Raw genomic sequence first — 14302 nt, 5'->3', positions numbered from 1 at the left:
GGCGGGTCGCCGGTCATGTAGTATAACTACAAGAAAGCTACAACCCGGTCAGTCGATCATAACCGAGTCCTGCCCTTGAATCTGTTGCAACACATCGCCCAGTCGCGCCATCTGCTACGCAAATCGGAACTCAAGGTTGCCGATCACGTGCTGCTTGATCCAGCGGCCGTCATGCATAGCTCCATGGCCGACCTTGCCCACAGCGTCGGCATCAGCGAGCCGACCATCGTGCGTTTTTGCCGTGCGATCGGTTGTTCCGGTTTCCAGGACCTCAAGCTCAAGCTGGCCCAGAGCCTGGCGGCGGGCGCGAGTTTCGGCCAGTTCGCCATTCACGAAGACGACTCGGTTGCCGACTACAGCCTGAAGATCTTCGACACCACCCTGCACACCCTGATGGAAGTGCGCGAGCACCTCGATCCACAGGCTTTGCAGCGTGCGGTATCCGCCATGGCCCAGGCCCAGCGTGTCGAGTTCTACGGTTTTGGTGCCTCCGGCGCGGTAGCGGCCGATGCCCAGCACAAGTTCTTCCGCCTGTTGCTGACGGCGGCGGCGTATTCCGACCCGCACATGCAGGCGATGTCTGCGGTCACCCTCAAGCCGGGCGATGTGGCCATCTGCATTTCCCAGTCGGGGCGCTCCAAAGACCTGCTGATCACCGCCAACCTGGTGCGTGAAAGCGGCGCCACGCTGATCACCCTGTGCCCGAGCCAGACGCCGTTGGCGGAGCTGTCGACCGTCAACCTGGCCATCGATGTGCACGAAGACACCGAAATCTACACCCCGCTGACCTCGCGCATTGCCCACCTGGTGGTGATCGACGTGCTGGCCATGGGCGTGGCCATGGCCCGCGGGCCGAGCCTGGTCAACCACCTCAAGAGCGTCAAGCGCAGCTTGCGCAGCCTGCGCCTGTCGCCCAAGTCGATCAAGGCGATGGACGACTGAGACCTGTAGGCGCGGGTTCATTGATTTGTCATTGGCCCGCCGCCAAACCGTAATGCCACGACGTCAGGCTGAAGCTCCCGCACTCGATAAGGGAGATATGCAATGGCTCGTGAATTCGATGGCTCGTACCAACCCAACGCCAAATCCCGCAAACAGCAGGAAAAAGACCAGCGCCGCATGGAGTTTCGCCGCGCGATCGAAAGCTACTCCGAGCAGCGCCGTCTGCTGCAGGACATCACCGACTACCCCGACTTGCAGGCCGTCAGCGTGTGGCAGGTATCGGCGGCAGAATCCCCGAGAAACGCTCAACAAGCCCGCTGATCTGTGCACGTTCGCTGCGAATGAACGCTAGAAAGGCCAGGGCCACCGGCGATTGCCGCTTGGCCTTGGACTGCACCACACACCAGCTGCGGTACAGCGGCAGCTCTTCGACCGGCAGCTCGCGCAGCACGCCGGTGGCCAGTTCCAGGTTCAATGCATGGCGGGTCAGCAGGGCGATGCCCAGGCCGGCAATCACGCACTCGCGCTGGGCATCGGCCGAGGCCACTTCCAGCGTCTGAGTGAAGTGCACGCGCTTTTCCTTGAAGTACTCTTCGCAAGCCTTGCGTGTGCCCGAGCCCTGTTCGCGTACCAATAGCGTGTGCGGCTCAAGGTCTTGCAAACGCAGGCTGTCGAGCTTGCACAGCGGATGATCGGGCGGCGCCACGGCAACGATCGGATTGTTGAGGAACGGCAGGAACTCCAGGCCCATGTCCTGGGGCACCATGGACATAATGATCAGGTCATCACGGTTGTCCGAGAGGCGACGTATGGCCTGGGCGCGGTTGACCACCGTGAGGGTAAGATTGACCTCGGGGTGCAAACGCTTGAAGGCCGCGAACAGATGCGGGACGAAGTACTTGGCGCTGGATTCGACCGCCAGCTTCAATTGCCCCTGCAGCGAGCCCTGCATGTCGGAGAGCTGCATGTCGAGGCTCTCCAGGCGCCCGAAGATATCGCGGCTGGCGCGTTGCAGCGCTTCAGCGGCTTCGGTCAGGTAGAGCTTCTTGCCGACATACTCGAACAGCGGCTGGCCGACCAGTTCTTCCAATTGGCGGATCTGTAGACTAACGGCGGGTTGCGTCAGGTTCATCTCCTCGGCTGCCCTGCTGTAGGAACGCAAATCACAGACCTCATTGAAGATCTGAAGTTGACGCAATGTCATACGCATCAATGACTTACGCATTTCTCTCAAGCCCCGGCAAAACCTTGTAACAGCACTATAAGCTTTTGCTTATGCACACCCTAATAAATATTGATTTTTGTTTATCCAGAGACAGCGCTAGGGTAAAGATGCGACTGGCCAGCGACGATTGGTCACGCGCCGACCGGCGTTGCCGGCTCGTTTGTTCTAGCGGCCTTGGGAATACTCCAGTGATAAAAAAGATCCTGATCGCCAACCGCGGTGAAATTGCTGTTCGAATCGTGCGTGCCTGCGCCGAGATGGGCATCCGTTCCGTGGCGATCTACTCCGACGCCGACCGCCATGCCTTGCACGTCAAACGTGCCGACGAGGCCCACAGCATTGGTGCCGAGCCCCTGGCCGGCTACCTGAACCCGCGCAAGCTGGTGAACCTGGCCGTGGAAACCGGTTGTGATGCGCTGCATCCCGGTTATGGTTTTCTGTCTGAGAACGCTGAACTTGCGGACATCTGTGCCGAACGCGGTATCAAATTCATAGGCCCGGCGGCTGAAGTCATTCGCCGCATGGGTGACAAGACCGAAGCCCGCCGCAGCATGATCAAGGCCGGTGTGCCGGTGACCCCGGGCACTGAAGGCAACGTCGCCGATATCCACGAAGCGCTGCTCGAAGGCGACCGCATCGGTTACCCGGTGATGCTCAAGGCCACTTCCGGCGGTGGCGGCCGCGGTATTCGCCGCTGCAACAGCCGTGAAGAGCTGGAGCAAGCCTTCCCGCGGGTAATCTCCGAAGCGACCAAGGCCTTCGGTTCTGCGGAAGTGTTCCTGGAGAAATGCATCGTCAACCCGAAACACATCGAGGCGCAAATCCTCGGTGACAGCTTCGGTAACGTCGTCCACCTGTTCGAGCGCGACTGCTCGATCCAGCGCCGCAACCAGAAGCTCATTGAAATTGCCCCAAGCCCGCAACTGACCCCTGAACAGCGTGCCTATATCGGCGACCTGTCGGTGCGCGCGGCCAAGGCCGTGGGCTACGAGAACGCCGGTACCGTGGAGTTCCTGCTCGCCGATGGCGAAGTGTACTTCATGGAGATGAACACCCGGGTGCAGGTGGAACACACCATCACCGAAGAAATCACCGGTATCGACATTGTTCGCGAGCAGATCCGTATTGCCTCCGGCCTGCCGCTGTCGGTCAAGCAGGAAGACATCCAGCACCGCGGCTTTGCCCTGCAGTTCCGGATCAACGCCGAAGACCCGAAGAACAACTTCCTGCCCAGCTTCGGCAAGATCACCCGTTACTACGCCCCCGGCGGCCCCGGCGTGCGCACCGACACGGCGATCTATACCGGCTACACCATTCCACCGTTCTACGACTCGATGTGCCTGAAACTGGTGGTCTGGGCGCTGACCTGGGAAGAAGCCATGGACCGCGGTCTGCGGGCCCTGGACGACATGCGTGTGCAGGGGGTGAAGACCACGGCTGCCTATTACCAGGAAATCCTGCGCAATCCGGAATTTCGCAGTGGTCAGTTCAATACCAGCTTCGTTGAAAGCCATCCGGAACTGACCAACTACTCGATCAAGCGCAAACCCGAAGAGCTGGCCCTGGCCATCGCCGCCGCCATCGCCGCACATGCGGGCTTATGAATAAGCCAGCTGCAAGTTGTTAGCTGCAAGCGACAAGTCAGAGCCGATCGGCTTTTTCTTGCGGCTTGTAGCTTGAAGCTTGCCGCTATGAGGAGATAAGAATGTCCAAGAAGATCTTTGTCACTGACACAATCCTGCGCGACGCCCACCAGTCCCTGCTGGCCACCCGCATGCGTACCGAAGACATGCTGCCGATCTGCGACAAGCTCGACAAGGTCGGCTACTGGTCGCTGGAAGTCTGGGGCGGGGCGACCTTCGACGCCTGCGTGCGCTTCCTCAAGGAAGACCCGTGGGAGCGCCTGCGCAAACTGCGTGCGGCACTGCCCAACACCCGCCTGCAGATGCTCCTGCGCGGGCAGAACCTGCTGGGCTATCGCCACTACAGCGATGACGTGGTCAAAGCCTTCGTCGCCAAGGCGGCGGTCAACGGCATTGACGTGTTCCGCATCTTCGACGCCATGAACGATGTGCGTAACCTGCGCGTGGCCATCGAAGCGGTCAAGGCCGCTGGCAAGCACGCCCAGGGCACTATTGCCTACACCACCAGCCCGGTACACACCATCGACGCCTTCGTCGCCCAGGCCAAGCAGATGGAAGCCATGGGTTGCGACTCGGTGGCCATTAAGGACATGGCCGGCCTGCTGACTCCCTTCGCCACCGGCGAGCTGGTCAAGGCGCTGAAGGCCGAGCAGTCGCTGCCGGTGTTCGTCCATTCCCACGACACCGCCGGCCTGGCTGCCATGTGCCAGCTCAAGGCGATCGAGAACGGCGCCGACCATATCGACACCGCCATCTCCAGCTTCGCCTGGGGCACTAGCCACCCGGGCACCGAGTCGATGGTCGCGGCCCTCAAGGGCAGCGAGTTCGACACCGGCCTGAGCCTGGAATTGCTGCAGGAAATCGGCCTGTACTTCTATGCCGTGCGCAAGAAGTACCACCAGTTCGAAAGCGAATTCACCGCCGTCGACACCCGCGTGCAAGTCAATCAGGTACCGGGCGGGATGATTTCCAACCTGGCCAACCAGCTCAAGGAGCAGGGCGCGCTCAACCGCATGAACGAAGTGCTGGCGGAAATCCCGCGGGTGCGCGAAGACCTCGGCTTCCCGCCGCTGGTGACCCCGACCTCGCAGATCGTCGGTACCCAGGCGTTCTTCAACGTGCTCGCCGGCGAGCGCTACAAGACCATCACCAACGAGGTGAAGCTGTACCTGCAAGGCGGTTACGGCAAGGCTCCGGGTGTGGTCGACGAAAATCTGCGGCGCCAGGCCATCGGTAGCGAAGAAGTCATCGACGTGCGCCCGGCCGATTTGCTCAAGCCGGAAATGGCCAAGCTGCGCAACGACATCGGCGCCCTGGCCAAGTCGGAAGAAGACGTACTGACCTACGCCATGTTCCCGGACATCGGGCGCAAGTTCCTCGAAGAGCGTGAGGCCGGCACCCTGACCCCTGAAGTGCTGCTGCCGATTCCGGAAGCCGGCGCCGTGGCCTCGGCCGGCGGCGAAGGCGTGCCGACCGAATTCGTCATCGACGTGCACGGCGAGACCTACCGGGTGGATATCACCGGTGTCGGCGTCAAGGCCGAAGGCAAGCGTCACTTCTACCTGTCCATCGACGGCATGCCGGAAGAAGTGGTGTTCGAGCCGCTCAACGAATTTGTCGGCGGTGGCAGCAGCAAACGCAAGCAGGCCAGCGCCCCTGGCCATGTCAGTACCACCATGCCGGGCAATATCGTCGATGTGCTGGTCAAGGAAGGCGATACGGTCAAGGCCGGCCAGCCGGTGCTGATCACCGAGGCGATGAAGATGGAGACCGAGGTGCAGGCGGCAATCGCCGGCAAGGTCACCGCCATTCACGTGGCCAAGGGCGACCGGGTCAACCCGGGCGAGATCCTGATCGAGATCGAGGGCTGATTTTCAGGCCCTCATCTACAAGCGGTTAACCTCTGGGGGGCGTATGCCTCCCTTTTTTTGCCTGCTCCTACCGGCACGCCTCCAAGGTCTGTAGCTGTCCCTCGGGCCGCTGGTTATCTGCCGCCAACCAACGTTCGAACCCCGCCGCAATCGCCGGCCATTCATCATCGGTAATCGAGAACCAGGCGGTGTCGCGGTTTCGGTCCTTGATCACCATGTGCTTGCGAAACACCCCCTCGAAGGTGAAGCCAAAGCGCAGCGCGGCGCGCTTGGAGCGGGCGTTGTCGTTGTTGCATTTCCATTCCAGGCGGCGGTTGCCCAGCTCGAACGCCAGTTTGCCAAGCAGGTACACCGCTTCGGTGCCTTTAGGTGTGCGCTGCATGGCAGCACCAAAGGCGATATGGCCAATCTCGATGCGGCCCTGTTCGGGCACGATCGACATCAGGCTGAGGATGCCCTGGGTCTGGCCGCTGGCCAGGTCAATGACACTGTAGAACAGCGGATCGCTGCTGGCGGCATTGGTGTCAAGCCAGTGATCGAAGTCTTCGCGCTCGGTGAACGGACCGTAGGCCAGGTAGTCCCACAGTGTGCGGTCGGCCTGGGAGCCCTGGAACACTTCCCAGAGGTCTTCGGTGTCGCGCTTGGGGTCGAGTTTTTCCAGGCGCACGAAGCGCCCGGTCAATGTTGCAGGTTGCGGGCGCTTGGCCGGATGCCAGTGCAATGGGCTGCTCATGGGGTGGCTCCTCTGGCTTACAGCGGTTTGCGAAACTGGATGAAGCCGGGCCGCTCGGCGACCTGCTCGTACAGGCTGATGGCCGTGGCGTTGGTTTCGTGGGTCAACCAGTGCACCTTGGCGCAACCTGCCGCCTTTGCCGTAGCGTAGACGTATTCGATCAGCTGGCGGCCGATACCCAGGCCGCGTTGCTCACTTTGCACGTAGAGGTCCTGCAGGTAGCAGGAGTTCTCGATGCTCCAGTTGGAGCGGTGATAGATCCAGTGGACCATGCCCAGTGCCTTGCCGTCGACCCAGGCCAGGGCGGCGTTGGTCGGCTCGGCCGGGTCGAGCATGCGCGCCCAAGCCACGGCGCTGACCTCGTCATCGATACGGGTTTCGTAGAATTGTTGATAGGCCTGCCATAGCGGTAGCCAGGCGCTGTGATCGTCGGCGGTGACAGGGCGGATGGTGACGTTAGGCATAGGTGTGTTCCTTCAAGGTTGGCCCATCAGGGCTGCCAATTGGTTGTCCAGAGGATCGCTGCTGTTGGCCAGGCCGGTGCGCACGCCTTCGATGTCGATGGCCGAACGGTTCTGGCTGAGTTTGCGTGTGCCTTGCAGGCGCTCGATGGGCAGGGCGAAGCCGACGATTGTCTTGAGCATGCCGGCCATGTAGTCGGCAGGCGCTTCGTCCACCGACCAGGGTTTGGCCTGGCGTTGTTCGTGGTGATCACTCAGGCGGCGGACGATCTCCAGCAGACGCTCGGCGTCATGGAAAACCTCAGCCTTGCCCCAGGCGTGCACAGCCACGTAGTTCCAGGTCGGAACCGTGCGCGGATCGTCGACCTTGCTGGGGTAGTAGCCGGCGCTGACATACGCATCCGGGCCGGCAAACACCAGCAGCGCCTCGGCGCCGTTGGCCAGATCCTGCCATTGCTTGTTGGCGCGGGCGAAGTGGCCGTACAGGGTGCCGTTGCTGCCCTGTTTGCGATCCAGCAGCAGCGGCAGGTGACTGGCCTGCAAGCCCTGTTCACCGTGGGTGACCAATACGGCCAGGCGCGTTTGCTCGATCTGCTGGTGCAGACGCTCGAGGTCGGTTTCCTTGTAGCTCGAAGGTGTGAACATGTGGATTGTCCTTGGCGAATGGCTCAATCCTAGGCAGGCTATTGGACTAAGGTAAGAGCCATTTCCAGCTAATTTTATAGGTCCATTGTCATGAGCGAGCGCCCCTTCACCTTGCCGTTCGACCCGACTGGTATCGTCCTTGATCGCCGCCAGGGGCTCAGCCGCCAGCTTTACCAGGCGCTTCGCATGCGCGTGCTGGACGGTCGCCTGAGCAGTGGCACGCGCTTGCCGGCCAGCCGTGATATGGCTGCGGCGCTGTCGTTGTCGCGCAACAGCGTGGTGCGTGCCTACGACCAGTTGTACGCTGAAGGCTATATCGAAAGCCGGGTCGGCGATGGCACCTATGTCAGCCAGCTGCCAAAACTATCCACAAAAGTATCCACAGGGTTATCCCTGGGTTTTTCCACAGGGTTATCCACAAAAACAGCAAATAACACTGTGGATTCATCCAGCAAACTTATCCACAATGGTCCTTGCAACCGTCTGGAAAGCCACCATTTACCGCCACCGAAAAGTGGTCCGCCACGGGCTTTTCGCGTCGGTTTGCCGGCGTTCGATTTGTTCCCGTTCGACGTCTGGGCCAAGCTCCAGGCGGGTTTCTGGCGCAACCCCGATCGCGCTGCTTTGGGCTATGGCGATCCGGCTGGAGAGCCGCAACTTCGTCAATTGATCGCGACCTATTTGCGTCGATCTCGCGGACTTTCCTGCACGGCTGAACAAATTGTGATCACCAGTGGCGCACAGCAGGCCATCAGCCTTTGTGCACAGCTGTTATTGGAGCCTGGCGAAGTGGTGGCTGTGGAAAACCCCGGTTACCGCGCTGCTGGAAACGCCTTCGCCTTGACCGGGGCAAAAGTGCAAGGCGTGGCGGTCGACGATGAGGGCCTGGACTGCGCTGCGCTCAATGCCGTGGAACATTGTCGCCTCAGCTATGTGACGCCATCGCACCAGTATCCGACCGGCGTCACCATGAGCCTGGCCCGTCGTCTGCAGTTGCTGGCCTGGGCCGAGCGCAAGGACGGCTGGATCATCGAAGATGACTACGACGGTGAGTACCGCTACAGCGGCGACCCGCTAGCGCCTCTGGCGGCGCTGGATCGCAGTGGGCGGGTGTTGTATGTCGGCACCTTCGGCAAGATAGCCTTTCCGGCGCTGCGCCTGGGTTACCTGGTGCTGCCCAGGCAGCTGGTGCAGGTGTTTTCCCGCTGCCGTGCGCTGGCCGTGCGCCACTCTGAAATAGGCACTCAGGCAGTGATGGCGCAGTTCATGGCCCAGGGGCATTTTCAACGGCATATCCGGCGCATGCGCAAAGCGGCGCTCAGCCGAAGAAATACGTTGGTGGCAGGATGGCCACAGGGCATCAGCGGCATCGGCCCGCTGCCACATGTAGCTGCAGGTCTACATGTGGCAGTGCGGGTGGATTCGCTTGCGCGCGAACGTGCGTTGATCGGGCAAGCCGAAAGCGTTGGCGTCGAGATTAACGGCTTGAGTGATTTCTGGCTGCCAGGCTCGGATACGCCGGAGGATGAGCATGCTGGGCTGGTTCTGGGGTTTGCCGCTGTCCCGGAAGCTGCAATTGAGGTCGCAGTGCGGCATTTGGCTGAAGTTTGGGGCCACTCAAAGAGCTGAAGGGATTTACAGTGAGTTCATTCGCTGGGCAGGTGTTACATACCTGTTGGGCTAAATTTTTAGGTTACAAGTTAAATTTTTAACTTGATTGACGTTGCCTTCTCACGTGGTAGAACTTTCATGGGCTCAGGGTAAGCCTGTGCTATTTCAGTTCAAGATTGTTACGTCATTTAATTCGAAAATCATTAGTCACACTTTTATTGGTGGCGCGGCGTGTTAGCTCGCCTGATGGTTTTTGCTCTGTATATAGGGTCAATAATGAAAGAATCCCATAAACACTGCATGAAAGCGGCCTTGAAGGAATTCAGCAAGCCTGGAAAACGAAATTTTTCGATACCTGCAGGTGATAGTTTCACTGCGGTGATCGATGGTGAGCCCTTCGTTGCAACAGACGTCCGTGGCTTCCACAGCTTCGGTGTAAGAATTGTCGTCGGGTTGATTGATGAAGGTAGTGAGCGCCGCTACATCACGGTGGCAGCCGATGATTACCTGGCGGCCGGCGAATATGATGTAACGCTTGAAGGAGAAGTTACCATCGGTTATGTCGTCGAGAACCCTGAGGGTAATAACGAATACTCCGCAGAGACGGGCTGTATCGCCATGTCGAGTGCGGCAAATACCGAATTTTCCGGGCAGTTCAATGCAACACTGGTCGAAAGTTCGCCGTACAAGGCGATTACCGAAGCCTGTTTCAAGGTCGGTCAAACTGTCGAATTGTCCTGACGGATAGGTTCGACATACCTCCCGCCATTGTTGGCGGGAGGTATTGCGGTTATTTGCCGGACTTTATCTTGCTCCAGGCGCGGGTGCGTGCGCGCTCGGCATCCCGCGGCAGCGGTTGCAGGGTATAAAGCTTGGCCATGGCTTCTTCGGTGGGGTACAGATTGGGGTTATTGCGGATGGCCGGGGCAACCCGTTCGGTGGCGTCCTTGTTCGGGTTGGGGTAACCGACAAAGTCGCTGATGGGCGCGATCACCTTTGGCTGCAGCAGGTAGTTGATGAAGGTGTAGGCATCTTCCGGGTTGGCCGCGCCTTTGGGGATTGCCAGCATGTCGAACCAGATTGGCGCACCTTCCTTGGGCAGACGCATGTCGACGACCACGCCGTTCTTCGCCTCGCTGGCGCGGTTGGCGGCCTGGGAGAAGCTGCCGGAGTAGCCGACCGCTACGCAGATGTCGCCATTGGCAATATCCGCCATGTATTTGGAGGAATGGAAGTAGGTGACGTGCGGGCGGATTTTCAACAGTAGCTCTTCGGCCTTTTTGTAATCAGCAGGTTTCGTGCTGTTCGGTGGCAGGCCGAGGTACTGCAGGGCCAGTGGCAGGATTTCAGAGGGTGAATCAAGCAAGGCCACGCCGCACTGCTTGAGCTTGGCGATGTTCTCCTCCTTGAAGATCAGGTCCCAGCTGTCGACCGGGGCGTTGTCGCCCAGCGCCGCCTTGACCTTGGCCGGGTTGAAGCCGATCAGCACGGTGCCGTACATGTAGGGCACGGCGAACTGGTTGCCGGGGTCGTTGGCCTCGATCAGCTTCATCAGCTTCGGGTCCAGGTGCTGCCAGTTCGGCAACTTGCTGCGGTCCAGGGGCTGGAATACCCCGGCTTCGATCTGCTTGGCCAGGAACACGTTGGACGGCACCACCACGTCGTAGCCGGAGTTGCCGGTCAACAGCTTGGCTTCCAGGGCTTCGTTGGTGTCGAAGATGTCGTAGATGAGTTTGACCTGGCTGTCTTTCTGGAAGTCCACCAGGGTTTGCGGGGTGATGTAGTCGAACCAGTTGTAGACCCGCAGGGTGCGTTGTTCGGCAGCTTGCAGGCTACCGGCGAGCAGGGTGCTGCACAGCAGCGGGGCGAGCAGGCGCTGGAGTCGGGTCATGCTTGAGCTTCCTGTTGGGCGCGTTCGAAACCTTCGAGTACGTTCACCGCGTTGATGCCGATTTCCTCGACCGCATAACCGCCTTCCATGACGAACAGCGTCGGCTTGCCGAGGCGGGCAATGCGTTCGCCCATCTGCAGGTAGTCGGGGCTGTCGAGCTTGAACTGGGAAATCGGATCGTCCTTGAAGGTATCCACGCCCAAGGAAATTACCAGCACGTCCGGGCCGTAGGCGGCTATGCGCTCACAGGCCTCGTCCAGGGCCTTGCTCCAGGTCGGCCAGTCACTCCCGGCTGGCAGCGGGTAGTTGACGTTGTAGCCCAGACCCTCGCCTTCGCCGCGCTCGTCGGCATAGCCGAGAAAGAACGGGAATTCGGCCTGCGGATCACCATGGATCGAGGCGAAGAACACATCGCTGCGCTGGTAGAAGATTTCCTGGGTGCCGTTGCCGTGGTGGTAGTCGACATCGAGGATAGCCACCTTGCGCCGGCCCTGGTCGAGGAACGCCTGGGCGGCGATGGCGGCGTTGTTCAGGTAGCAATAACCCCCCATGACGTCGCTGGCGGCGTGGTGCCCGGGTGGCCGGCAGAGGGCGAAGGCGCTGTGGGCGCCGGTCTGGATTGCCGCCTGGGCGGTAAGGGCTACTTGTGCGGCGCTGTAGGCCGCTTGCCAGGTACCCGCGGTGATGGGCGCGCCAGCGTCGAAGCTGTAGTAGCCAAGCTCGCCATGCAGGCCGCTGGGTTTGACGCTGCGCAGGGTGCGCGCCGGCCAGGTGAAGGGCAGCAGGTCGCCTTCGTGGCCCAGTTGGGTCCAGCGCTGCCAGGCGCCTTCGAAGAAATTCAGGTAATCGGCGCTGTGCACCCGCAGCAAGGGCGCGCGGCCAAAATCGGCAGGGCCCTTGATGGCCCCCAGTTCACGGGTCTTTACCCGATCCAGGACATGGTCGGCGCGCGAGGGCATTTCGAAGCAGGGCATCAGTTGCCCGTCGATCAGCTCGCAGCGGCCGTGGTGCAGGCGGTGGTCATCGGAATAGATCGTCAGCATGTTGTTGTTCTCCGGGTCACTGGCGTCGCTCCATTGTTGGTGGCACGGGCCTGCTGCAGAACGACGGAAACGGCCAAAAGGGGATCGATATGGCCAACCTGACTGTCCGGATTTCGCCCCCCGGCGGTGCAAGCGCGATGTTCAGGCGCGGAAGTGACTCGGCGCCACCCCGCTCCAGCGCATGAAGGCGTGGCGAAAGCTGGCGGTCTCGCTGAAGCCGAGTAGTTCGGCGATGCGGTAGATGGGCAACTGATCTTCGGCCAACAGTTGCTTGGCGCGCTCGAAACGCAGTTCATCGAGCAGCTGTTGATAACTGCTGCCCAGCTCCTGCAGGTGCCGGCGCAAGGTGCGCGACGAGCAGTTCATTTGCCGCGCCAGGCCCTCGAGGCCGGGCGCCGCATCGAGTTGTTCGAGCAGCAGTTGGCGGATCCGCCCGAGCCAGGCCTGGCGGCCGGTGAACTCCAGGTTAAGCCGCCGGCAGCGCTCGCTCATGGCCTGGTGAGTGATCTGGTCGGCCAGCGGCAGGGGCTGGTCCAGCCATGTGCGGGCGAAGGCGAAGGCATTGTCGGTGGCCTCGAATCGCAATGGGCAGGCAAAGCTGTCGCCGTACAGTGCATGGTAATCCGGCATTGGGTGGGCGAAGCGTGCAGCCGTCAGCGGCAATGGCTGGCCAAGCAGGTCGTCGCAGATGACTTTCAGCGAGGTCAGACAGAACTCGGCGTTGAATGCAGCCAATTGCGGGTCTTCGCGATAATCGCTGGCGCTGAACCAGACCCGCTCGCCATCCTCGACCAGACGCAGCTGAAAAAGTGTTCCCAGTAGCGCCGGGTACTGCATCGCCAGGCGCAAAGCGTCACCTAAGGTGGCACTGGAGAGCAGGGCGTAACCGAGCATGCCGTAGCAGGAAACATGCATGCGCCGGCCCAGCTCCAGGCCTACTTCGCGGCGTCGGGCCACCGCATTGGCACACACCAGCATCTCTTGGCGGGTGGTGATGCGCGAGTCGGCGCGGCCCAGGTCTGCCGGGCTGATGCCGCTGCCGGCCAGCAGCGCTTCAGCGCCGGGGCCCTGGCCTTGAAAGGCTTGCAGAACCAGCGACACAGCGTTGAGGGTGGTGAGGTGTGAATGGAGCATGCTCGGCTTCTTTCGACAGGTTGGCCGAGCAAATCGAGCAATTTGTATGCCTTGAGCCGCTTACAGCAATTCCCCGCAAAGGTCCTGCTCCACCAGGTGCCTTACCTCGCCAACCGGCAAGCCGCTGCCCAGCAGCAACTGCAACTTGCCAAGCAACGCTTCGCGGGTCATGCCGCCACCCGACAGCACGCCGGCCTGACGCAAGCGGCTGCCGGCCTCATAGACATCCAGTTCGACCCCGCCTTCATGGCACTGGGTGATGGCGACCACGACCATACCGCTTGCCTGAGCCTCGCCCAGAGCGGCGAGAAAGTCGGGGTTGTCGGAGGGGCCGGTGCCACTGCCAAAGCATTCCAGGATCAAGCCCTGGGCACCGCTGGCGAGCGCGGCCTGCACCATTGGCGCGCCGATCCCCGGCACCAGAGGCAGAACGGCGACATTGGCGACTTGCTTGGGCTGGCGATAATCGAGCGCTGCAGGCCCGGGCATCGTTGCGTCAGCGCCGGCAAAGCGCTTGAGGGTAACGAACGGATGCCGGCCAAAGCTGCGGACCTTGGCGGTACGGTGCGGGGCTAGCAACTCTCCGTGAAAATACAGCTGCACACCCGGCGCGACGCCGGTGGCCAGGGCTTGTAATGCGCCGGTGAGGTTCTCCCAGGCATCGCTGTCGGCGACCCCGGCCGGCAGCATTGAGCCGGTGAACAGCACTGGGGCCTGCAAGCCCAGCAGCTGGAAGCTCATGGCGGCGGCGCTGTAGGCCAGGGTATCGGTGCCATGCAATACCAGCACGGCATCGCAACCTTGGCTGTCGACGGCGTCGATGATCGCCGCACGCAGGCGCTGCCAGTACTGCGGGGTCATGTTGGCGCTGTCGATCAGCGGCAGCAGTTCACGGAACTGCCAGGTGGGAATGCCGGCCTGGCCGGCCAGTTGCGCGCGCATCCGCTGTTCGAAGCCGGACGCCGGAGCCAGGCCGTTGGCGCTGGCTTGCATGCCGATGGTGCCGCCGGTGTACAGCACCATGATGTTGCGGGCCGGTTGCGCAATTGCCATTCGCCTGTCTCCGTGGTCGGCTTGGGTTAAGCCGACCACAGTACGCGAAC

Annotated in this window: 14 protein-coding genes; 6 read left to right on the top strand and 8 right to left on the bottom strand. The window is 61.3% G+C overall.

Features of this window, described 5'->3' with window-relative positions:
* Window positions 1-75 precede the first annotated feature (75 nt).
* Complete coding sequence (gene hexR / locus LOY22_RS26655; RefSeq protein WP_038616018.1) at window positions 76-942, top strand: transcriptional regulator HexR; 867 nt, start codon at window positions 76-78, stop codon at window positions 940-942.
* A gap of 102 nt (window positions 943-1044) precedes the next feature.
* Entirely contained in the window at window positions 1045-1263 is a 219-nt protein-coding gene (locus LOY22_RS26650) for a PA3496 family putative envelope integrity protein (protein WP_045199472.1), read from the top strand.
* On the opposite strand, the gene LOY22_RS26645 is transcribed toward LOY22_RS26650, so the two are convergent.
* The gene (locus tag LOY22_RS26645) at window positions 1205-2152 is read right to left on the bottom strand and encodes a LysR family transcriptional regulator (protein ID WP_162195917.1); all 948 of its coding nucleotides are present in this window, start codon (window positions 2150-2152) and stop codon (window positions 1205-1207) included. The two genes, LOY22_RS26650 and LOY22_RS26645, sit on opposite strands and share 59 nt — an antisense overlap.
* A gap of 203 nt (window positions 2153-2355) precedes the next feature.
* On the opposite strand from LOY22_RS26645, the gene LOY22_RS26640 reads away from it, so the two are divergent.
* Complete coding sequence (locus LOY22_RS26640; RefSeq protein WP_045199475.1) at window positions 2356-3771, top strand: acetyl-CoA carboxylase biotin carboxylase subunit; 1416 nt, start codon at window positions 2356-2358, stop codon at window positions 3769-3771.
* Between the two features lie 101 nt (window positions 3772-3872).
* Complete coding sequence (gene oadA, locus LOY22_RS26635) at window positions 3873-5681, top strand: sodium-extruding oxaloacetate decarboxylase subunit alpha (protein WP_045199477.1); 1809 nt, start codon at window positions 3873-3875, stop codon at window positions 5679-5681.
* Between the two features lie 67 nt (window positions 5682-5748).
* Here oadA and LOY22_RS26630 read toward each other — a convergent pair whose 3' ends face one another.
* From LOY22_RS26630 to LOY22_RS26620, 3 genes are read right to left on the bottom strand one after another with little or no spacing between them, the layout of a single operon-like run.
* On the bottom strand, window positions 5749-6414 hold the full coding sequence (locus tag LOY22_RS26630) for a GNAT family N-acetyltransferase (protein ID WP_258595547.1): 666 nt from the start codon (window positions 6412-6414) through the stop codon (window positions 5749-5751).
* 17 nt (window positions 6415-6431) lie between these two features.
* Complete coding sequence (locus tag LOY22_RS26625) at window positions 6432-6878, bottom strand: GNAT family N-acetyltransferase (protein WP_093377901.1); 447 nt, start codon at window positions 6876-6878, stop codon at window positions 6432-6434.
* Between the two features lie 12 nt (window positions 6879-6890).
* Entirely contained in the window at window positions 6891-7520 is a 630-nt protein-coding gene (locus LOY22_RS26620) for an FMN-binding negative transcriptional regulator (protein WP_258595545.1), read from the bottom strand.
* Between the two features lie 90 nt (window positions 7521-7610).
* On the opposite strand from LOY22_RS26620, the gene LOY22_RS26615 reads away from it, so the two are divergent.
* Together LOY22_RS26615 and LOY22_RS26610 are read left to right on the top strand one after the other, a co-directional pair.
* The gene (locus tag LOY22_RS26615; RefSeq protein ID WP_258595543.1) at window positions 7611-9149 is read left to right on the top strand and encodes a PLP-dependent aminotransferase family protein; all 1539 of its coding nucleotides are present in this window, start codon (window positions 7611-7613) and stop codon (window positions 9147-9149) included.
* Window positions 9150-9431: 282 nt separating this feature from the next.
* Window positions 9432-9872 (top strand): hypothetical protein, encoded by a 441-nt coding sequence (locus LOY22_RS26610; protein WP_258595541.1) that lies wholly within the window; start codon window positions 9432-9434, stop codon window positions 9870-9872.
* Window positions 9873-9921: 49 nt separating this feature from the next.
* Here the strand turns inward: LOY22_RS26610 and LOY22_RS26605 are convergent, their stop codons facing one another.
* The 4 genes from LOY22_RS26605 to LOY22_RS26590 all read right to left on the bottom strand — a co-directional run bounded on the left by LOY22_RS26605 (window position 9922) and on the right by LOY22_RS26590 (window position 14252).
* Window positions 9922-11022, bottom strand: a complete 1101-nt coding sequence (locus LOY22_RS26605) for a polyamine ABC transporter substrate-binding protein (protein WP_093377915.1) — start codon at window positions 11020-11022, stop codon at window positions 9922-9924.
* The gene (locus tag LOY22_RS26600) at window positions 11019-12065 is read right to left on the bottom strand and encodes a histone deacetylase family protein (protein WP_195885332.1); all 1047 of its coding nucleotides are present in this window, start codon (window positions 12063-12065) and stop codon (window positions 11019-11021) included. Before LOY22_RS26600 ends, LOY22_RS26605 begins: the two co-directional genes overlap by 4 nt.
* Window positions 12066-12206: 141 nt before the next feature.
* Complete coding sequence (locus LOY22_RS26595; protein WP_045199493.1) at window positions 12207-13199, bottom strand: AraC family transcriptional regulator; 993 nt, start codon at window positions 13197-13199, stop codon at window positions 12207-12209.
* Window positions 13200-13259: 60 nt separating this feature from the next.
* A complete protein-coding gene (locus LOY22_RS26590) occupies window positions 13260-14252 on the bottom strand; it encodes an asparaginase (RefSeq protein ID WP_258595539.1) in 993 nt (330 codons plus the stop codon).
* Window positions 14253-14302: the final 50 nt, after the last annotated feature.

Source organism: Pseudomonas sp. B21-035 (genome assembly GCF_024748945.1).
Classification (GTDB): Bacteria; Pseudomonadota; Gammaproteobacteria; order Pseudomonadales; family Pseudomonadaceae; genus Aquipseudomonas.
The sequence above is the reverse complement of the archived record's forward strand: the minus strand, read 5'-3'. Positions and strand labels throughout refer to the sequence as shown.